Below are 20,522 nucleotides of genomic sequence, written 5' to 3' on the forward strand. Positions count from 1 at the left end.
AAAGACCTCAAAAGGCAGCCCCACCCTAACACTCCCTGCTTATCCTCTGCTGGCATCGGTGTTTATCCTCTGAAATAGTTTACCCCTCCGGCAAAAATCGGCTGATACTTATTGCCCGGAATATTTTTAGCGATTTCAGAACCAGTTCTTTCCGAATGGGCCATTTTACCCAAAATACGTCCATCGGGACTAGTAATTCCTTCGATGGCTTCAAAGGAACCGTTGGGAGTATAGATAACATCATTGCTTGGGTTTCCCTTTAAATCCACATACTGAGTGGCCACTTGACCATTGTCAATTAAGGTTTGAATTATTTCTGAATCTGCGACAAACCGTCCTTCTCCATGGGAGATAGGGACAGTATGAATATCTCCTAAATTCACCCCGCTAAACCAAGGAGATAGGACAGAGACAACTTTAGTCTGTACCATGCTGGAAACGTGACGCCCAATTTTGTTGTAGGTGAGGGTTGGCGAATCTTCCATTAGATCAATGATTTCTCCATAGGGAACAAGACCCAGTTTGATCAATGCCTGAAACCCATTACAAATCCCGAGCATTAAACCATCCCGTTGATTCATAAGTCCAGCAATAGCTTCACTAATCCAAGGATTTCTAAACATCGTAGCAATAAATTTACCGGATCCATCCGGTTCATCTCCCGCACTAAAGCCCCCGGGCAGCATGACGATCTGAGCCTGTTGTATCTTTATAACCATCTCTTTGATGGATTGCTCTACATCTGAAGCAGTCAAATTCCTGATGACTAAGGTTTCAACGATTCCACCAGCTTTCTCGAAGGCTTTGGCCGAATCATATTCACAATTAGTACCCGGGAAAACCGGGATAAAGATTCTTGGTTTTGCCACTTTAATTGATGGAGTAAGGGTATTGCGCAACTTGAAATTCACATTTTGTGGCTGAGCAACTTTTTCCGTTTGGGTTGGAAAGACTTTTTCCAAGGGTTTTTCCCATGCCTGATAAGCTGTGTCTAGGTCAATGTTTACACCCTTGAGCGTTATCATCGGTGTTTCCTGGGTTACCCCCAGCAATTGATACTCTAGAGAACCAAAGGCTTCAGTTAAATCCAAGGTTCCATTTATTTCCAAAACAATAGAGCCATAATCAGCGGTAAACAGCTGCTTGACATCGATTTGGCCTTCTAAAGCTATACCGATTCGATTACCAAAGGCCATCTTGCTGAGTGCTGCTGCAAGTCCGCCCATCCTAACCGTATGAGATGCCAAAACACTTCCTGATTGGATCAACTCGTAAATCTTCAAATAGCTGGCACTTAGTTGTTCAAAATCCGGGACATGATGTTCATCTCGAATGGCCTTCACCAAGACTACTTGACTGCCTGCTTTTTTAAATTCTTGAGAAATAACCTTATCTGCCTCAACCACATTGACCGCAAAAGCCACCAAAGTTGGAGGAACGTGCAAATCCATAAAGGTTCCCGACATGCTGTCTTTTCCGCCGATAGCCGGAATTCCAAGTTTCTTCTGAGCATAGAACGCTCCCAACAAAGCACTGAAAGGCTTCCCCCATTTTTGCGGATCAGCTCCTAAGCGTTCAAAATACTCTTGCAGAGTTAGTCGAACCTTACGATAATCCCCACCTAGTGCCACGATTTTTGTCACCGCATCAACGACGGCATATAAAGCACCATGAAAGGGACTCCACGTAGCTAATTGTGGATTATAACCATAAGTCATCACCGTCGCCGTATTTGTTTCTCCTGTTAATACCGGAAGCTTAGACACCATACCTTCAGATGGAGTAGCCTGATATTTGCCGCCTAAGGGCATCAAGACGGATGACATCCCGATTGTACTGTCAAACCTTTCCACTAATCCCTTCTGACTGCAGACATTCAGATCCGTTAAATTAGCAAGCCAAGCCTCTTTCACTAATGAAGCGTCGTTTTCCAAACATTCAAGAGTATTAGGAGCTATTTTTTGTTCGACTATTTCCGGCAGACTGCTGAAGTAATCCCGACCAGCCTCAGGAAGAGAAACCTGAACCTTGGTAGTTTGCTTAACTCCATTGGTATTAAGAAATTCTCGGCTAAGATCGACAATCACTTGCCCTCGCCAAACCATCGTAAGCCTTGGCTGAGAACTAACCTTAGCGACTAAGGTTGCTTCAAGGTTTTCTTCATGAGCGTAGTCAGCAAAAGTCTTGAAATCTTCGGCCCGAATTACTACCGCCATACGCTCTTGAGATTCAGAAATTGCCAGCTCTGTCCCATCAAGACCTTCGTATTTTTTCGGAACTGCATCTAAGTCAATTTCTAAGCCATCCGTCAATTCTCCGATAGCAACCGAAACCCCGCCTGCTCCAAAATCGTTGCATCGTTTAATAAGGGTACTTACCTGGGGATTGCGGAAGAGCCTTTGAATTTTTCGCTCTGTGGGTGGATTCCCTTTTTGCACTTCTGCTCCACAAGCCGTTAAGGACTCTGTGGTATGCTCTTTCGAGGAACCCGTTGCGCCGCCACACCCGTCTCTGCCCGTTCTTCCGCCAACCAGTACAATGATATCACCGGCTTCAGGAACTTCTCGCACCACATTCTCACGGGGAGCAGCCGCTATAACGGCTCCGATTTCCATACGCTTAGCAATGAAACCTGGGTCATAGACTTCTGTTACCTGTCCAGTAGCCAACCCAATTTGATTTCCATAGGAACTATATCCTGCAGCAGCACCTGTTGTGATCTTTCTCTGTGGCAATTTCCCTGGCAGGGTATCCTCCAGTTTCAACCGAGGATCTCCGCTTCCCGTTACACGCATTGCTTGGTAGACATAGGTGCGACCAGACAAGGGATCTCTAATAGCTCCGCCCAGACATGTAGCTGCGCCGCCAAAGGGCTCGATTTCAGTAGGATGGTTATGGGTCTCGTTCTTAAACATCACCAGCCACTCTTCGGTTTGACCATTGACATCGACATTTACCACAATACTACAGGCATTGATTTCATCGGATAAGTCCAGATCAGGTAAGAGTCCTTTTTTCTTCAACTCTTTCATACCTAAGACGGCGATATCCATGAGACAGATATCTCGATTAGCAGGATTCTCACCATACACATATTCTCTTGAGGTTAGATACTCCTGATAAGCTTGGGTCAATGGATAAGCCATTTCTTCTTTGGGAAATGACACCTCTTCAATCTTAGTGTTAAATGTAGTATGACGACAATGATCTGACCAATAGGTGTCAATCACACGGATTTCCGTAATAGTTGGATTCCGCTTTTCAGTATCTCGGAAGTATTGTTGACAGAAAGCTAGGTCTTCAAAGCTCATTGCTAAACCCGTTTCCGAAAAAAACTTTTTCAGTTCTTCAAGTGACTTTTCTATAAAACCATCGAGAATTTCCACATCGGGCGGAATAATCGATTCAAAATCCAGACTCTCGGGCTTTTCTAACGAGGCTTCTCGTGACTCCACAGGGTTGATACAGTAATCTTTAATTTTTTGAAACTCTTCCTCAGAAAATTGACCCTGCAAAACCATTAGCTTAGCTGAAGCAATCGTCGGACGCTCTTTCTGGGTCAGAATCTGTACACACTGAGCAGCTGAATCTGCCCGCTGATCATATTGGCCCGGTAAATACTCCATAGCAAAAACTCGATCCCGAGAAGGAATCTCTAAATTTTCATCATACACTAAATCTAAGGGAGGCTCGGCAAAGATAATAGGACGAGACTTATTATATTCCTCATCCGTAATCCCTGAAATGTCATAGCGATTGATAACTCTTAACCCCTGCAATCCATTGATCCCTAAATTTTCGCTTAGATCATTGAAAAGGCCCTGGGCTTCAATATCATAACCCGGCTTTTTTTCCACGTAAATTCGTTTCACAGCGTGTGATCCCATATCATCCTCCATCAGTTACTTTTTCTGAGCCAACTTTTACTATTGTTGCCAATAACCCTCGCGTCCTTAAAATATGTATAAGGCCATAGCACTTTGTCTATGGCCTTGTCGCGCGTTAATCAATGGGTTACGCAGATTCTTTTTCTTATTTTGCATAATACCACGATTTTGATAGAAATAAAAGAGTAACTCTGAAAAGAGGATCATAGTACATATTACATTATTTAGCGGCTGAATACCTGAAGCCTCCTTCTTTGGCAACTTCTATGAATCGATCCTTTGAGCAATCGACGATAATTTTGAAGTATGACAGTTCCCTAAAGTGGGTATCTGTACACTCTCTTATATCCACCAGCCAATGGATCCCCGCTTGCTTACAGAACGTTAGCAGTTTTGCCAGGTATTCCAGGCAGACATTAACCAGACCCAGGGGAGTCACACACTCGTCGTTGCAAGTATAAATCTTATTAATGACTTGAATATCTGAACTTATAGGAACTTCTCCACCAGTTTCAATGAGTTTGACGATAAGGTCGCCATAGATTATTTTATACTCTTCGAGTTCACTTTCACTTAGTTGCCTAATCCCTCTATCCTGACCCGTTAAGGTAAATCTTTGAATATGCTCGTCACACTTTCTCATGGCATAACCTCCTTTATTAAGGGCATATAGCCAGTTCTAGAGAATTACCTTTCAAGCACCAGATAATTTAGTTTTCACCCCCCTCTAAGCTTTCGTTTTATTTTTCACTAAGGTGATTAGTTTATTTGTGATTTACCTTAAGTTAAGCTTAAACCTTATAAGATCAACTGTCTATAGGCTTTCGTTATGTTTTCAATTAATATATCATATATCACCTTCTATATTGACCCATATTATGAGAATTCAACATGTAACAACTTAAGAGGTTTACTGGATTCAACCCTAAATTTTAATATCAAAAAGCGATTGGTCATTACCAATCGCTACAAATATCACTAAATACCTACCTATACTCTCAATACACGACATCCCGATATTAATCACTACCTAAGTCCTTCGGTCATCCAATCATCAGAAAGAACCTCTTCCTAGGGTTAGAACCTTCATAACAAGATACAGCTGGTATCCGCGGATCAGATTATACTGTTCTGCCATAAGCACTCCACACTAATTATAATAAAATATACTTATTTCCAATCCAATGCATTTTGAGTAATTTTAATCTAATTGTTAGAGCATTTTTTCTAAAAACGTCTTTATCCTAGGATGACGTGGATTATCAAAGAAAACAGCCGGACTTTGATCTTCAAGTATTTTTCCGTCATCCATAAAAATAACCCGGTCGGAAATTTCCTTGGCAAATCCCATTTCGTGAGTCACAATAATCATAGTCATATGCTCCTGAGCCAGGTTCTTGATGACACTTAGGACTTCTCCAATTAACTCCGGGTCAAGGGCTGAAGTGGGTTCATCAAACAGCATAATATCCGGATTCATCGCCAGGGCTCGTGCAATAGCTACTCGCTGTTTTTGTCCACCGGACAACTTGGAAGGAAAGGCATCCTTTTTTTCCAGTAATCCCACTTTGTTAAGTTGCTTTTCCGCGTTTTTAACAGCTTCACCTTTACCAAGCTTATGAACAAGCATTGGTGCCTCAATAACATTGCCTAAGGCAGTCATATGTGGAAATAGATTAAAGCTTTGGAAGACCATACCCATCTTCCGATAGGCGGTTCTTACCTCCTGAGGGGTAGCAGTAATTTTGGTTCCCACATCTCCTGCTGCTTCAACCACAATCCCTTCTATCTCAACACTCCCCTGGTCTATCTTTTCTAATTGATTCATACAGCGGAGCAAAGTGCTTTTCCCGGAGCCGCTTGGCCCAATAATCGATATAATCTCCCCTTTATTAACTTCTAAAGATACTCCCTTTAGAACATGTACTCCAGCAAAATATTTATGAATGTTATTCATACGTATCATTGTCATTGAATCCTCACACTCTCCTATTCATATATCGAATATTTCTTCTCTAATGTACCAAAAAGTTTGACAAGAACAGAAGAGACGATTAGGTACAAAACAAAGGCTACAACAAATGGTGTAATATTAAAATCTCGAGTAAAAATCTGGGTGGCAATACGCAATAAATCCGGCATCCCTATGACGGCCAAGAGGGCAGTTTCTTTTACTAAGTTTACAGCCTCACTACAGGTAGGGGGTAAAACCCGTCTCACTGTTTGAGGTATAATGATTCTGCGCATAGTCTGGGAATAGGTCATCCCTAATACTTTGGCAGCTTCATATTGACCTTTGTCAATGGATTCTATTCCCCCTCGGAAAATTTCTGTCAGATAGGCCCCAGAATTCAAGGTATAGGTAATCGTCGCTGCGGTGAAGGGAGAAAGCCGTATCCCAATAATCGGCAAACCGTAGAACACGAAGAATAATTGCAGGAGCAAGGGAGTACCTCTCCAAATCCATGTATATAAATATAATAGCCTGGTGATTATCTTGGGACCTTTTACTTTGCCAATAGCAGCCAAAAGCCCTACAGGCAAAGCAAATAATAAGGTTGCTACATATACCTTAGCAGTTAATTTTAAACCTGATGCAATAAACGGAAGTATACTTAGAACATATTCCAGATGATCCATTACTTTTCTTATCCCTTCATTTGCCTTCTCTAAAAAGTTGTCTTGTCTCGATATTTATATTTAGCCTTTCAAGGAAACCAGACGGCATTTTATTCGTAAATCGAATATCTCTTCTCTAACCTGCTAAAGACTTGGAGCAAAAGTGAAGAAATAATTAGGTAAAAAACAAACGCCACAAAGAAAGCGGTAATTTTAAAATCAGTTGTCACAACTTCCTTAGCCGAACGCAATAAATCACCCATACCGATTGCTGCAACGAGAGCTGTATCCTTAAAGGTAAGAATTGCTTCATTTGCAGTGGCGGGTAGAACTCTCCTAATTGTTTGGGGTATAATAATTCGCCTCATGGTTTGAAAATAGGTCATTCCCAGAGACTTTGCAGCTTCATACTGCCCTTTGTCAATGGATTCAATACCTGCCCTGATGATTTCTGTTTCATAGGCTGCTACATTCAAGACAAAGGCAATAATTACTGCAACTAAAGGCGGTAAATTAATATCAAAGTACGGCAGCCCAAAATAGATAAAAAATAATTGCAGCAGCAAAGGGGTGCCTCGCCATATCCAAGTATATAATTGTAGGATCTTCTTAAGAATTTTCGGCCCCGATACTTTACCGATAGCCGCCAAAATAGCTATTGGAAAGATCAAAATTATTACAATTCCATAAACTGTTAGGGATAGCTTTAGACCCTTTAACAAAACGGGTAATATTGTCAGAACATAATCCATCGTTTTCTCTTATCCCCTCATGAATGTCTTAATAACCCGTATATTAGGGCTTAGGAAATATTCTCTAAAAATAAGGAATAGGAAGAGATTCATTCACCAACTTCCTATTCCTATTTTATACTAGCCAAGTTTTCTTTACTACTTAATAATGTTTGAACCAAACCATTCATTACTGATTTTAGCAGCCGTTCCGTCAGCTTTCATTTCATTGAGAACACGGTTAAGCTCTGTAAGGAAGGTTTTGTCCTCCAGGCGTACACCTACTCCAAAAGGCTCTTTGCCAAAATCCCCTTCTTGTTCCGTCAAGATATAGTATTTATCCGCTGTTTTTTCAGTTGTAACCAGATAACGAGCATTCATTTCATTAGTTACCACTGCATCAATGCGGCCTGCATCTAAATCCATTAAAGCGACTGTTGGGCTTTCAAACTTTCTGATTTCTTTTAGCTTTGAGGAAATCTCATCTTTAGTAACCGCTGGCTCGGCAGTACTTCCTAATTGCAGGCCGACGGTTTTTCCTGCTAAGTCAGCTTTAGACTTGATTGGAGAACCTGCCTTTACTACTATTATATTCCTGTCTGCCATGTAACTATCCGTAAAACCAATCTCTTTCTGTCTTTCAGGGGTTATGCCCAAGGCGTTCCAGATAAGGTCTATTTCTCCACTTTTAAGATTCAAGAGAACTCCGTCCCATTGAACCGGCTTGAATACAGCTTTAACACCTAAGCGCTTGGCAGCTTCTTTAGCTAAATCAATATCAAAACCAACCAGTTCTCCTGCTTTGTCCCGGAAACCGGCGGGCGGGTAATTATCATCCAAACCTATGACAAATTCCCCTTTTTCCTTAATTTTATTCCAGGATTGGTCACCTGTTTGAGCCTTGTCTGTAGGTTTTGTGTCCGGAGCTTTCTGAGCACAGCCCGCTGTCAAAAGAGCAACCGTACAGATTACTGCTAATAGTGTTAACCATCTTCTTTTCATCTTAGCTTTCTTCCCTTCAAGATTATTAATTTCATTCTTTCTAACCACATTCAAAAAAATTATGTTGTAGATGCTTAAATAAGGTAAGTGCATTTTAACACAATTGATTTTTCTATGGCATCCCTCCCATTATTACTATACACGAATATGCACCCTCTTGGCTAGGTTCAGAAGGGCGAACTAGCCCTGATTCTAAATGTATACATCTGTGGTCTATGGATTGATACTTGGGATAGGAAATGCTATTAAAAACTTTGTCCCCTTTGGGCTTGATTCTACATCAATTTTAGCATTATGAGCTTCAGCAATTTTGAAACATGTGGTAAGTCCAAGGCCTGTTCCATTATCTTTAGTGGTATAGAAAGGTGTCCCGATTTTTTCTATTTCCTCCGAGGAAATGCCATCCCCCTCATCTTCTATGACTAGTACTACCTTTTCATTTTCTAAACCAGTAGCAATAGTAAGTCTCCCTCGTTCCTTCATTGCTTCAAGACCATTACGAGCTAAGTTAAGAACAAGTTGAGAAATTTCGTTCTTATTCAATTCTAGATTTGGAATAATTCCCGGATTGAAGCAAATTTGTTTGTTCTGACTATATGTGTCTGCCTCTATGAGAGGGTATAAATTGTGTAAAATATCATTTAGACTTTGAACTATTAGATCTGTTTGTTTCGTTCTAGCCAGTGATAAAAATTCAGTGATGATGGAATTTGCCCGATCTAATTCAGATATCATTAAATCAAAGGTTGGCCTTTGAACTTCGTTTTCTGGCTTCGACCCCAATAATTGGAGATAGCCACGTACAATTGTCAATGGATTCCTTATTTCATGCCCTATCCCTGCAGCCATTTGTCCTATCAAGTTTAATCTATCCAATCGGTCAATCTCTTGCCGTGTCTTTATCCTATCAGTAATATCTCGCGAAATAACTGAGGCAACTTTTTCTCCTTTACTATTCCAATAAAATTTGGAGGTTGCTTCAACGGGAATTCTTTTACCACTCTTATGAATCGCATAATATTCTCCCTTGAATTTGCCTGTTTGCTCTCTCTCAACTAAAAGTTTGCTGACTCTGCCATCGAAAAAATCAACAATACCTTTTCTACCGACTGCACATATCTCCCCTTCCGTCATACCCAACATTTCACAGATTGCAGGATTCGCCGAAATAATTGTGCCATCAGGCTTGGTAATACAAATCCCGTCCATGCTATTTTCAAAGAGATTCCTGAATTGTTCCTCACTCTCGCGCAATGACTCTTCAGCTAATTTACGCTGTGTTATGTTTTCGACCATTCCGATGACATATTCAGGCTTGTCTAAAGAATTTCTGGTAATTGTTAAACTTAGCCTACCCCATATAATGGATTTATCCTTTCTAATATACCTTTTCTCTAATTGATACTTATCAATTTTGCTCTCGGTTACTTTTCGATATATTTCCAGCTCCTTTATTAAATCATCCGGATGAGTAAATTCACGAAAATTCATAGTCTTAAGCTCATTTTCCGAATAACCCAGCATTTCTTGAAAAGCAGGGTTACATAGACTTATCCCTGTTTCGTAATTTAACAAAACAATACCTATAATTGCTTCATCAAATATCGTTTGAAGATGTATTTGACTTTCTCTGAATTTTTTTCGCAGAGATTCTAGTTGGATTTGAATCGTTTCCTCGGCCGAATAATTATTCAAATAGGCTTCATTCATTGGAAAACACCCCTATGAGTTATTCAAAAAGGTATATTTACCAGAATTCTACATAGTTTAGGTATTTCCTCTTGATAATTATTATAATTTTTCTATTCAGAGTTTTTAGGAACTGATTTCGTTAATAATCATACGAACATCAAATATATAAATGTAATTGACGCTAATTCCCTGAAGCTTAGCCTAAGAAACAATAATGATTATGGGATATCTCGATAGCTATTGATGATAGTTACCTAAAGTTACCAGAATAAAGCTCTGCAAATAAGCCATACTAGGTTCATAAGGGTACGTAATGGTTGAGCCAAGATTTATATATGCTCTTAGTCGGGTGTATATGGGTTGGCCAAAGATTATATGCAGGTGGTAAACGCTTGTATATAGTCAGAGGGAAGATCTTTTAGTGGTGGGAAAAGGGCTTTATGGCAGTCTAGTTTGATTGTTTTAGGGTTCTGACTTATCTTAATGGGTCGAGCTAAGATTTTACCGGGTGTTGAGAAGGTTCTTACTCAACCATATGTCGTTAGATATATGCATGGGTAAGAAGATCGGTTATATCCAGCCGAGAGGTTGTGTATAGCTGGGTAGATATCTTGTAAGGTCGAACGAATCATTAGTATGGGTGGTAACCTGCTTGATTATGGTCGGAAGATCCTAGTTAGGTAATCAGCGATCTATACTGGTGTTAGGTAAATCATTACGTGCTCTTATATTTGTGCGAGATTTTGCTAGTGATGAGCTAATTCGCTTAAGTAGGGAAATGGTGCAAACTTATGTCAGTGTGATAAGTTTTTATAAAAAGGTTGACTTAAATTAACTGATTAATAAGAGTATGCTAATTGGAAAGCAAAATAATTCCAGTTCATTTATACATATTTATTGATAAATAAGTAAACTAATACAGTTCGGATCAGTAATGTAAGCGCATGTTTTGATGGGATAAGGATAAAAGATAATTGGCAAGCCGTAGTAACTTAAAATATACACAAATATTCTATTAAAAAATTTATCATAAAGGAGATTACTATCATGAGCAACTATAACGCAGTATTAGCAAGAAATACGGAAAATGCTCCAAAAAGTATCGGTCCATATTCACAAACTGTAGCTTACTCTCATTACAATAATCTTTCAGCTCAATTACCCATCGATCCAAAATCCGGCAAGTTGGTAGCTGGTGGTGCAAAAGAGCAGGCTGAACAGTGTTTTAAAAATATCAAAGCAATCATAAACAGCATCGACCATGTTATGAGCGATGTTGTTAGAATCACTGTATTCGTTAAGAATATCAAAGATATTGATGCTGTAGACGAAGTTTATAAAACGTTCTTCCCAGGCTATGTTCCTACACGGACGAATGTCGCAGTTGCAGCTTTGCCTATGGATGCTTTGGTGCAAATTGAAGCACTTGTTTCAAACGGTGAAGGTACAATTCCAAACGCACCACAAGCAGGCGACCTCATAAAGCTTACAAATAACACAGCTAATGCGCCAACATGTCCTCTATCCACGCAAGCTGTAGCTTTTTCACATTACAATAATCTTACAGCTCAATTACCTATTGATCCAAAATCAGGTAGAGTGGTAGCCGGTGGTGTAAAAGAGCAGGCTGGACAGTGCTTAAAGAATATCAAGGCAATTTTAGAAAGTATCGACGTTCCTTTTGACGATATTGTTAAAATTAATATCTTCCTCAAAAACCTCTCGGATATTGAAGCCGTAAACGAAGTTTACACAACATTTTTCCCAGACTCGGGTATCGCCAGGGCCGTAGCCTATGTCCCTGCACGGACAATAATTGCAGCTTCAGCTTTACCTATGGATGCTTTGGTACAAATTGAAGCAGTGGTGTCACACGGAGATGGTACACCTCCACAAGCTGTTGAAGACAGGCATGGGCTCATCATAGAAGCAAACAATACGGAAAATGCACCCAAAAGTTCTCTATCTACACAAACTGTAGCTTTTTCTCATTACAATCATATTTCTGCTCAATTACCTCTAAACCCCAAAACTGGTGAAATGGTAGCTGGTGGTGTAAAAGAGCAGGCTGGACAGTGCTTAAAAAATATCAAGGCAATTGTAGAAAGTGTCGACCATGTCATGGACGATGTGGTTAAAGTAAATATCTTCCTTAAAAATATTGCAGATATTAATGCTGTAGACGAAGTTTACACAACATTCTTCCCAAGCGGCGTTCCTGCGCGAAGAACAGTTGGCGTATCAGCTTTACCAAAAGATGCTTTAGTCCAAATCGATGCAGTTGTATCAAACGCTGAAGGAACACCCCCTAAAGCATAGCAGGCATTTGTATGTAAATACAGGAACGATATCAAATGAAAAATGACATCTTTGGTTTTTTAACAGCACAAATGAAAAAGCATCGAGATTTTAGCCGATTATGGCAGAAATCTTGATGCTTTTTTTAGATACTCTTGTCTTTTCTGAAATACTTATAAAGTTGGCCCTGATAAAATAACAACACAGCTGGAACCATCAAGAAAAGAATCCTTCCAACAATAGTATTGGCAAAGAGAATTAAAGCTCCAAGCCAGCGGCTTCTTCCGCTGTATAGGCCATGCACCGCTTGTCGGTTAATTGATTTTTTCATAGCCCCAATCTGAGACATGGGAGGATAATAATCAATATCTACAATCAATTGATTATCCGTTTTGGAAACTACCCGTTCTACATAGAGCAAATCATTTTCCTCAAACAGGATAATCTGTCCCTCCTCTATCTGGTATTGGGCATCAATTTTTTGAAAGTACGTCAAATCGTTAATCTCAATTTCCGGTTCCATTGTGCTAGAACTGAACACAAAAGGAATCACCCCGCGTATACTAACTTCTTGCCCGGGTGTAGAAGCATTAATCACAATAACGAATACATTAATAGCTAATGCTATACATATGAAAACGATGAGCAATAAAGTAGTTGCCGTATCGAGAATTCGCCCGCGCCAACCTTTTTTAACTTTGTTGCCAATTACTTTTTGTTTACCCGTTATTGAGTCAATTTCAACAATTTCCATATCTAAGGGTAGGATATCAGGATCGGGAGCCAGGTTATAGTACTTAGCAATATTTCTGCTCCTAAAAAGACATATTAAACCACAGGTTCCTATGATGACAGAGCCGACCAGCCAATACGCTGAAAGCTGCAGATTGAACAGCGTAGAGAAGTTCTGCATGTACACGCGATTGGAGATTATAGGATATTGTCCTAAAGCTGTTTTTAGAACAAATACAAGGATTGCCGTAAAAAAAGTCCAGTATCGACCGTTAAGCACAGTTTTGGCATAAAGTGAAAAGGTCATTGAAAGGATCGTGATGAGTAACAAATCTGCTAAGCCTACTAAGTAGAGCGTCGGCAGATAAGCCAATATGAACGTGTATTTCAAAAGAAAGGTAAGAATTATTGTTACTATAAAGCCAACAGTATATATCAATATGACAGTGTACATTAAGGCTAATAATTTAGAGAAAAACATGATCACAGGGTTATAGCCCATTTGAATAAGCAGATACCAGGAGTTTTTCCTGATTTCTGCAAAAAAAAGATAGTCATAATAGAGGATGAAGTAACTGATTATAAAGGCAATGACTATATGAATGTAAAGGTAAATAGTCGAGAAAAAACTGGGTTGCATTATCTCGGGAACCACATCGGAAAGTACACTTTCCTGGAGAGTCTGAAAAACAAAGTAAAGGGCAAAAGAAAAAAGCCCCAGAAAGAGAGCAAACGCTATTTTTCGGTTAGTACTAATTTTATTTTCCGTATAGGCCTGGCGAAGTTCTTTTTTAAAATAGCTATTTTTATAAATCATGCTTTAGGATTAGCTCCTCGTAGGCATTCTCAACTGTTTTCGGATTTATCTCAATAGAATCGGGAATGAATCCCGACTCGATTATTTTTTTATGAATTTCCCCAGGCTCATTTAATCCTGGGCCTTCACTCCTAATAAATAGACTGTCCTCTTTCATGACCAAATTATATCCTGGGAGAAGTCGATTGAGTTTTTCCAGCATACTTTTCGCAGTTTTATCCCGAATAATAACTTCTATCTTGTCATAGGTCATGCGTAACTTCTCCACACTGCCACTGTATATTAATTTTCCATCTTTGATTATCGCTGTATGGGAACAAGCTTTCTCTATCATAAAGGAGTTTTGAGTTGAGAGAATTAGAGTTTTTTCTTGTTTTCTTATGAATTTTGCTATTTCTGCAACTGCTTTAATAAGTACCTCATCCCATTCATACTCAGGGAGATTAAAAACGATTATCTGACTGTCTGAATAGGCTGCAGCGATCAAAGTGATTACTGCTTTTTCCTCTCTATTCAGCATATGGTTCGGTGTCAAGGATAGATGCCCTAGACCGATTTCTATAAGGTATTCAAAAATCTGTTCTTGCAACAACACCTTATTAACCTTAGACTTAGCAGTTGCAAACATTAAATATTCCAGAACATTCATATTATTGTAAAGCATATCTGAGCTTCCGATATAAAAAACGTGCTTTAAGATTACCCTTTTATGCCTCATCATGCCACGCTCTATCAAAACACATTTCCCTTTGTCATAAGGTCTGATATTTGCGATGATTTCTAGAAGCAATTTAATCTCATACACGGAAGTCCCCTTAATACCCCATTCTTCCGCCCTATTTATCACCAGGTTAATATCATCCAGTACTCTTCGAGATTTCCCTCCGTTAACCAAAAAATGTTCCACAGATGAGATATTTTCCATCAATACAATATTTTCCGGACCATGTTCCATGTCACTTCTCCCATCAATATTTTCTTAGAGAGTAAGTATAGAGTGTAGATGGCAGATACTAAACAACTATTATGTTAAGGGTATTTTAGCAACAAATACTCCGATCACCCTGTTTGGACTAAGAAGTTCCTGATCGACTGAATTTTTGGGATTATCTCCCTTTGTGCGATAAGCTTTACTGCCATTTTCATTATCTATAACCTCAACGACTCGATGGGTAACCACAGCCTCAGACAGGGTTTTGAAGGTCACAATATCATTTACTCTTAAAGCACTTCCATCATCATTAGGTTTCCTACTGACGATTACAGCCCCGATTTCCAGAGTAGGCTCCATACTGCCAGATTCAATAGCAAAAAGCTGAAATCCTAAGACATTAGGGATTTCACCCCTGCTTTTTGTGATTTGAATTGATATAATCGACCAAACTAAAAATAAACTAACCCCCAAAAATATAGCTCCACTGATGCTTCTTACAATCTGCTTCCCTTGGGGACGCCAGCCTCGGAATGACTTTTTCCTTTCCGAAACATTTAATAACTTCTGCTTTTCCTGGAGAATTTCTTTGCGCATTGCCTCTATTTGTTCTTGTGTCGTATACTTTGTAGGCGTCATAAATTTCAACCCTCTTTCACCTATTATGCCCTATCCTCAGGTAAAAAATCAGAGCTATGGACTATAGAACAACAAATAGAAACAGTGTACGAGTTTATATAGTCGTACACTGTTTCTGTTTGTTGTTTTTCTATTTCGTTATACACAATAGAATAATTTCATCATATGGAGATGAAAATTGGCCCTTAGGGTCAGGAGGCTTCGCCCACCCTTAGATTCCGCTTCCGGTGTGGCAGGTTACTTTTGAGTTCCCGTCACTGATACTTTAACCGCTGTACCATAATCAGCTCCAGCATAGGTTTTATCAGCATTATCATTACTTGGCCAGTTCAAAGATACAGTGTAAACCTTTTCCTGACCGCTTGCATTCAAGCCGAATTCTTCAGAGAATTCAATTTTACCGTTCGAGGTTAAACCTCCAACAACTTGACCATCGGCATCTTTGATACTTACTTCTAAGGGAGCAATCACGCTTTTCCCATCTTCTGCAACAACATCAACAGTATAATTGACATCCATCGCTGTCTCACTTATTATCGCGCCATCATAGTTTTTCACGCTAAACTGCCAATCCACTGTTTCAGCTGGAGCAATTTTTACATTTTTCTCAAAGGTATCCGTACCTCCTTCTACTAAGACAAATTCTTTGGCAACAACGCTGCCTTCAGCAAGGTTATCAATAGTTGTAGTATACATTGCTAGAGTCCCTGCGATCACAGATGTTGATAAAATCAGTACAAGTGCAATAGTTGTTAGTGCCTTTTTCATTATTTAACCTCCAATTATTAATTTGGTTTAAGGTACTTAAGAAATTTTAAAATTTAGTTCTTGGCTTTATCTAAATCCGAATAAATACTAATACCGAAGCTTGAAACCGATGTATAGCTGGATAGAGTACCAACGGTAAGAGAAACAAACAGTACCGCACTTAAGGCAAGAATCAAAAGAATCTTTTTTCTCATATCCTCCCTCCTCAGCATAATTGAGAGATTTTATAAGGCCTCTAATTTAGAGATGCCTTTCCAAATTGACACAATAAATCTACGTTTGTTAGATCAGTTATATTGCTTCCACCGACAATGATTGAACGAATTGCTTCAGTGCCCATTCCTTTAGCAGGGCCTCGGAAGGATACGCTTTTCCCAGGCAATATACTATCTGTTAATTGGTTATTATAGCCGGGATTGAGGAATTTGTAGTATCCCGGTGTATCAGATACCAGGTTGGCATTGCTCCAAGCACTGGTCAGTTTATCTGTGGGGAGGTTAAACGCTATACTCCAATTGTAAATAGGCTCTGTAGAATTATTAGTAATTGTTACCTTATATTCGTATTGGTAATTGCCACTTTGACCATTTTGCCACGGAACTGTTGTTTCATAACGGACGCTGACCTGGGGTGGATCAACGGGATCCGGGTCAGTAGCTTTTAACGGAATCTGGGAGGCAATAGCATCTACGTTGATCATTGAACCATAGTTGATACCGGCATAATTAATGTCAGAACTCCCTTCTGTCGGCCAGTTCACTTCCACTAAGAAATCCCGTTCTTGACCATTCACTGCAAGTGAAAATTGGCCTAAAACATCAAAAGTTCCAACTCCTGTAACACTGTTAAGCACTGTGCCATTGAGATCCTTGACTGTGACAGTCAAAGGTTCTATGGCAGTTTTACCCGGCAAAGCCTGTACATTAAAAGTTAATTTATAATAGATATCCGTTTCAGAGACAATATGGTTTTCATAGTTTTTAACCTTAAACTGCCATTGGGCTGTCTCTGAAGGAGCAATCTTTAGTCCTTCCTGAAAGCTGTCTGTTCCTTCCCCAACAAAAATGAACTCTTTGGCAACCACACTTCCTTTAGCTAAGGTATCAATAGAAACGGTGTACATAGCCAAAGTCCCTGCTGCAATTGAACTAACCATAATTAAAACCAATGCTAATAAGAATGCGAACTTTTTCATATATCACCTCATTAAGCCAGCGATAAACAATTAGAATTGAAATCAATTTGCGATTTAAACTTCATTTCCGCTGAAGTTCTTATTGCATTGATATCGTAGCATGACAAAATTCTAGCGTCAATTTGTAGATTAATCCATTTTTAGCATTAAAGATTAATATCACTTTAATTATTAATATATTATTACTTACACTTGAATTTTTTGCTCACTCTTTAGGTTATTATTTCCTCTTTTGGTATACGTCAATTGAATTTCATTTTTTCTCTACATTTTATACTTAAATTGCGTTCGTATTTAAGAAGAAATAGCAAAAAACAGTATCAGATGATTATCGGACACTGCTTTATCTTTAAGACCTATTGGCATATTATTTTTTTCGGTAATAAAACCTGTTTAGGATTTATTTAACATCTTAAGTTTATAAATACTACATTGAGTATATATTCCTATCCCCTCAGGAGTTTTAGTAATATCGGTAATTCGACTAAGAGTTGTAATCTTACACACTCCATCTTCATCATAGAATAGCAGCTTTCCCTTAGCTCCAATCTCTATGTCACGAAGCCATACTTTCCTTCCCCATCTATGAAGAGAAGCAGGCACTTCAGGTGAAGCGATATCATAAACTCCTTCTATAATCGCAACATCTTCATTCATTTTACACTTTCCCTCCATATTTCCCGAGAATCAGCCCATAGACATTTTAATTGTTGTATTATATCAATTCTGGCTAAATATCATAAATCCTTCCACAAAAAAGGAAATACTTATAGTATTCAAAAAGTATTTTATCATAGCTTTATGATTATCGTTTTTTCTTCGATTTGTCTTCCCACTGTTTAATATTTTCGGCAACTCTAAACTTGACAATTCTGCTTATCAAATCAAAGGGTAGTGGCTCGGCGATGGGAAATTGTACAGAACCTTTTGCCCCTTTATACTCCGACAATTCAACTTTGAAAGCCTCAATTCCACTGGGAGTTGGATAGAATCCAATATGATTTTTATAAGCAGCAAAATGCACTAAGTTTCCATGCAAATCAAAAGTAGGCATTTGATAACTTATCTTTTCATGTGCATCTGGTGCAGATTTCTTAATAACGTTTCTTAAAGACTTAAGTATCTCCTGGATATCAACTGGAAATTTCAAAATGTACTCATCGATGGAGTTGTTGGTTTTCTTGTTAATTTCCATATTTTCCCTTTTCATTGACGAAGCTTGATCTTTTTTTATTGTCATGATAGTTTGTGAATCCTGATAACTTTTAATCAGTAATTTCATATTATAATTTTTGATTAGACTTCTGCTACACTAAAAAACGAGCATCTTTCGATGCTCAGAACAAGGAAAAATTTACTTAATTATTTCAATTCGTATTACCTGTGCTGACTCTATGAAGTTTTCAAAAGATTATTAATAAGACTATTGTCAAATCCCATGTCAAAAATTATTATGTTCATTTCCTAGCAGGCGGATTATTTTTAAGCCTATCTCAATTTCCAAGCGATGTTCATTAGTTTCTAAATCCATACCGGTAATTTCTTTAATCCTTTCTAGTCGATAAAGTATTGTTTTATAATGTATAAAGAGTTTTTTGGCAGCTTTACTGGCATTCCCATTACAGTCCAAAAAGATTTCTAAAGTTTTCAGGAGGTCTGCTTCATTGATTTTATCATGCTCCATTAAAACAAGCAGTTGCTTCGGGACAAAACTATGTAATTCATTTCGCTCAGCAAACTTACACAAAATCCGAAATACACCCAATTCAGAGAAAGCTTCGATAACATGTTGACCTTGAATCATCCGACCAAAGGTAATTGCATCTCGTGCTTCTTTAAAACTCCGCGGGATTTCGTCAACTTTTAGAGCAACATCTCCAATTCCAATGGCAACGGAAACAGATTTAACTTTCTTTTTAATTTGTTCCTGGATCTCTTTCCCTGTCTTCTTGATCTGATCTAGGAGGCCATTGTAAACTTCAGGCGAGGGCCAAAGCAAAATAATTGCATCATTTTTCGTCCCGAGGATAAAATTCTTTGTGTGTCTTCTAATAGCATTAGTAATTATAGAAACAACGTCAGATTTTAACTCTTGCAAATACATTTTATCTGGGCTCTCTTTAGTATTCGCTAAAATCCCGTCGATGTTATCAATATCAAAAAGGACAATCGTATAGGGCTTAGTTAAATCCCATCCGATTAAGGTAGCCCTTTCCAGAGTATTATTAAGCGCTGTATTTCCTGTTATTAGATTTTCTAACAGGTCATTCTGAAATTTCTGTTCAACTTCCTGTACAGCTACTTTCTTCACTAAATCAAGAGTAACAACAGTAGCGGCATGTTCTAAACAAATGAAATCCATCTCTTGGAGTCGTTTATTCTTCTCTACTACGGTGAGATAAGCTTTTACTTGATTAAATGCCCGTATTGGTACTACAACTTGAGGAACGGGTTCTTCGCCAAGATCCGGAAATCGTACCATCTGACGATAGAAGGATAGTTTTTCATTCAAGCTTTCCTTTTGAAATAAATCTGCAATCTCGATAAACTTTTCAATCTGAGGAGTAGTTGTACTCATGCTTTTAAAATTGCGATCATAAACCGCAACGGGATTTCCGATTAAATCTTCAAGAGTTCTAATAATCTTTTCTAACCCTAGACAGTGTAATGCTAAGGCTGTAAAACGCTCCTGAATAATTTTATAGTAATTTAATTTAACGACTTGATTATTAAAGAGTTCAGCCATGATAGGATACATGACATCCACAAATCGCACATTAGCATCAAGCTCAATAATAGGTAAGCCGTATTGATTGGCTGCTTCGATCATATCCTCTGGAATTCGTTCCACAAACCGACCAACTTTAATAGCTATCGCTGCTACGCCTTTCTCAGCGAGCTTTCTTACAAAATCTTTATAGTTCAAGGTTCCGGCTGGCGCGGCATACAAACTGGTAAGAAGCAGCTCTCCACCAGCCAGCCAATTGACAATATCAGGTGCTTCCATTATGGTTACACCTTTTACAACATTATCTAACGTTTGATAACCGGCCACAATTTCAGATGTGCTTAAGGGGCCAATTTTCATGGCATCTTTTACCGTGATTTCCAGTGTGATACCCCCCTTGTTATCTATAAGGTTCGATTTTTCAAACTGCAGATTTCAATAAGTCTTAAATAATATAAGAGTTTTTTGAAATACGAGGTTCGA

Annotated in this window: 17 protein-coding genes; 1 reads left to right on the top strand and 16 read right to left on the bottom strand. The window is 38.8% G+C overall.

Going from position 1 to position 20,522, the window contains the following annotated elements; all coding sequences use genetic code 11:
* Positions 1-62: 62 nt before the first annotated feature.
* From BLS16_RS08760 to BLS16_RS08790, 7 genes are all read right to left on the bottom strand, one after another.
* On the bottom strand, positions 63-3,887 hold the full coding sequence (locus BLS16_RS08760; protein WP_092332381.1) for a phosphoribosylformylglycinamidine synthase: 3,825 nt from the start codon (positions 3,885-3,887) through the stop codon (positions 63-65).
* 220 nt (positions 3,888-4,107) lie between these two features.
* Positions 4,108-4,530 carry a hypothetical protein gene (locus BLS16_RS08765; RefSeq protein WP_092332383.1) on the bottom strand — a complete coding sequence of 141 codons (423 nt, stop codon included), beginning with the start codon at positions 4,528-4,530 and terminating at the stop codon, positions 4,108-4,110.
* Between the two features lie 570 nt (positions 4,531-5,100).
* The gene (locus tag BLS16_RS08770) at positions 5,101-5,859 is read right to left on the bottom strand and encodes an amino acid ABC transporter ATP-binding protein (RefSeq protein WP_092332385.1); all 759 of its coding nucleotides are present in this window, start codon (positions 5,857-5,859) and stop codon (positions 5,101-5,103) included.
* 17 nt (positions 5,860-5,876) lie between these two features.
* The gene (locus BLS16_RS08775; protein ID WP_092332387.1) at positions 5,877-6,527 is read right to left on the bottom strand and encodes an amino acid ABC transporter permease; all 651 of its coding nucleotides are present in this window, start codon (positions 6,525-6,527) and stop codon (positions 5,877-5,879) included.
* An 89-nt stretch (positions 6,528-6,616) separates the two neighbouring features.
* The gene (locus BLS16_RS08780; RefSeq protein WP_092332389.1) at positions 6,617-7,258 is read right to left on the bottom strand and encodes an amino acid ABC transporter permease; all 642 of its coding nucleotides are present in this window, start codon (positions 7,256-7,258) and stop codon (positions 6,617-6,619) included.
* 138 nt (positions 7,259-7,396) lie between these two features.
* The gene (locus BLS16_RS08785; protein ID WP_092332597.1) at positions 7,397-8,239 is read right to left on the bottom strand and encodes an amino acid ABC transporter substrate-binding protein; all 843 of its coding nucleotides are present in this window, start codon (positions 8,237-8,239) and stop codon (positions 7,397-7,399) included.
* Positions 8,240-8,452: 213 nt separating this feature from the next.
* Complete coding sequence (locus tag BLS16_RS08790; protein ID WP_092332391.1) at positions 8,453-9,949, bottom strand: PAS domain S-box protein; 1,497 nt, start codon at positions 9,947-9,949, stop codon at positions 8,453-8,455.
* 1,029 nt (positions 9,950-10,978) lie between these two features.
* Between BLS16_RS08790 and BLS16_RS08795 the strand changes: the two genes are divergently transcribed.
* A complete protein-coding gene (locus BLS16_RS08795; protein ID WP_092332393.1) occupies positions 10,979-12,250 on the top strand; it encodes a RidA family protein in 1,272 nt (423 codons plus the stop codon).
* Between the two features lie 124 nt (positions 12,251-12,374).
* On the opposite strand, the gene BLS16_RS08800 is transcribed toward BLS16_RS08795, so the two are convergent.
* From BLS16_RS08800 to BLS16_RS08835, 9 genes are all read right to left on the bottom strand, one after another.
* Entirely contained in the window at positions 12,375-13,778 is a 1,404-nt protein-coding gene (locus BLS16_RS08800) for a S26 family signal peptidase (RefSeq protein ID WP_092332395.1), read from the bottom strand.
* Positions 13,768-14,733, bottom strand: coding sequence for a P-loop NTPase family protein (locus tag BLS16_RS08805; RefSeq protein ID WP_092332397.1), 966 nt, complete (start codon positions 14,731-14,733; stop codon positions 13,768-13,770). Before BLS16_RS08805 ends, BLS16_RS08800 begins: the two co-directional genes overlap by 11 nt.
* 69 nt (positions 14,734-14,802) lie before the next feature.
* A complete protein-coding gene (locus tag BLS16_RS08810; protein WP_092332399.1) occupies positions 14,803-15,348 on the bottom strand; it encodes a signal peptidase I in 546 nt (181 codons plus the stop codon).
* Between the two features lie 237 nt (positions 15,349-15,585).
* Positions 15,586-16,116 carry a hypothetical protein gene (locus BLS16_RS08815; RefSeq protein ID WP_092332401.1) on the bottom strand — a complete coding sequence of 177 codons (531 nt, stop codon included), beginning with the start codon at positions 16,114-16,116 and terminating at the stop codon, positions 15,586-15,588.
* A gap of 53 nt (positions 16,117-16,169) precedes the next feature.
* Positions 16,170-16,310 carry a hypothetical protein gene (locus tag BLS16_RS23530; protein ID WP_165574425.1) on the bottom strand — a complete coding sequence of 47 codons (141 nt, stop codon included), beginning with the start codon at positions 16,308-16,310 and terminating at the stop codon, positions 16,170-16,172.
* Between the two features lie 41 nt (positions 16,311-16,351).
* On the bottom strand, positions 16,352-17,311 hold the full coding sequence (locus BLS16_RS08820; protein ID WP_092332403.1) for a cellulose binding domain-containing protein: 960 nt from the start codon (positions 17,309-17,311) through the stop codon (positions 16,352-16,354).
* Positions 17,312-17,704: 393 nt separating this feature from the next.
* Positions 17,705-17,968 (bottom strand): hypothetical protein, encoded by a 264-nt coding sequence (locus BLS16_RS08825; RefSeq protein ID WP_014902986.1) that lies wholly within the window; start codon positions 17,966-17,968, stop codon positions 17,705-17,707.
* A gap of 148 nt (positions 17,969-18,116) precedes the next feature.
* Positions 18,117-18,506 (bottom strand): iron chaperone, encoded by a 390-nt coding sequence (locus BLS16_RS08830; RefSeq protein WP_092332599.1) that lies wholly within the window; start codon positions 18,504-18,506, stop codon positions 18,117-18,119.
* Positions 18,507-18,752: 246 nt separating this feature from the next.
* Positions 18,753-20,423 (bottom strand): PucR family transcriptional regulator, encoded by a 1,671-nt coding sequence (locus BLS16_RS08835; RefSeq protein WP_092332404.1) that lies wholly within the window; start codon positions 20,421-20,423, stop codon positions 18,753-18,755.
* Positions 20,424-20,522 lie beyond the last annotated feature (99 nt).

Source organism: Desulfosporosinus hippei DSM 8344, from assembly GCF_900100785.1.
Taxonomy (GTDB): domain Bacteria; phylum Bacillota; class Desulfitobacteriia; order Desulfitobacteriales; family Desulfitobacteriaceae; genus Desulfosporosinus; species Desulfosporosinus hippei.

Bases quoted from the DNA above. Each gene is read 5' to 3' on its own strand.
- BLS16_RS08760 (WP_092332381.1), bottom strand. From the start codon at position 3,887: ATGGGATCACACGCTGTGAAACGAATTTACGTGGAAAAAAAGCCGGGT.
- BLS16_RS08765 (WP_092332383.1), bottom strand. From the start codon at position 4,530: ATGAGAAAGTGTGACGAGCATATTCAAAGATTTACCTTAACGGGTCAG.
- BLS16_RS08770 (WP_092332385.1), bottom strand. From the start codon at position 5,859: ATGACAATGATACGTATGAATAACATTCATAAATATTTTGCTGGAGTA.
- BLS16_RS08775 (WP_092332387.1), bottom strand. From the start codon at position 6,527: ATGGATCATCTGGAATATGTTCTAAGTATACTTCCGTTTATTGCATCA.
- BLS16_RS08780 (WP_092332389.1), bottom strand. From the start codon at position 7,258: ATGGATTATGTTCTGACAATATTACCCGTTTTGTTAAAGGGTCTAAAG.
- BLS16_RS08785 (WP_092332597.1), bottom strand. From the start codon at position 8,239: ATGAAAAGAAGATGGTTAACACTATTAGCAGTAATCTGTACGGTTGCT.
- BLS16_RS08790 (WP_092332391.1), bottom strand. From the start codon at position 9,949: ATGAATGAAGCCTATTTGAATAATTATTCGGCCGAGGAAACGATTCAA.
- BLS16_RS08795 (WP_092332393.1), top strand. From the start codon at position 10,979: ATGAGCAACTATAACGCAGTATTAGCAAGAAATACGGAAAATGCTCCA.
- BLS16_RS08800 (WP_092332395.1), bottom strand. From the start codon at position 13,778: ATGATTTATAAAAATAGCTATTTTAAAAAAGAACTTCGCCAGGCCTAT.
- BLS16_RS08805 (WP_092332397.1), bottom strand. From the start codon at position 14,733: ATGGAACATGGTCCGGAAAATATTGTATTGATGGAAAATATCTCATCT.
- BLS16_RS08810 (WP_092332399.1), bottom strand. From the start codon at position 15,348: ATGACGCCTACAAAGTATACGACACAAGAACAAATAGAGGCAATGCGC.
- BLS16_RS08815 (WP_092332401.1), bottom strand. From the start codon at position 16,116: ATGAAAAAGGCACTAACAACTATTGCACTTGTACTGATTTTATCAACA.
- BLS16_RS23530 (WP_165574425.1), bottom strand. From the start codon at position 16,310: ATGAGAAAAAAGATTCTTTTGATTCTTGCCTTAAGTGCGGTACTGTTT.
- BLS16_RS08820 (WP_092332403.1), bottom strand. From the start codon at position 17,311: ATGAAAAAGTTCGCATTCTTATTAGCATTGGTTTTAATTATGGTTAGT.
- BLS16_RS08825 (WP_014902986.1), bottom strand. From the start codon at position 17,968: ATGAATGAAGATGTTGCGATTATAGAAGGAGTTTATGATATCGCTTCA.
- BLS16_RS08830 (WP_092332599.1), bottom strand. From the start codon at position 18,506: ATGGAAATTAACAAGAAAACCAACAACTCCATCGATGAGTACATTTTG.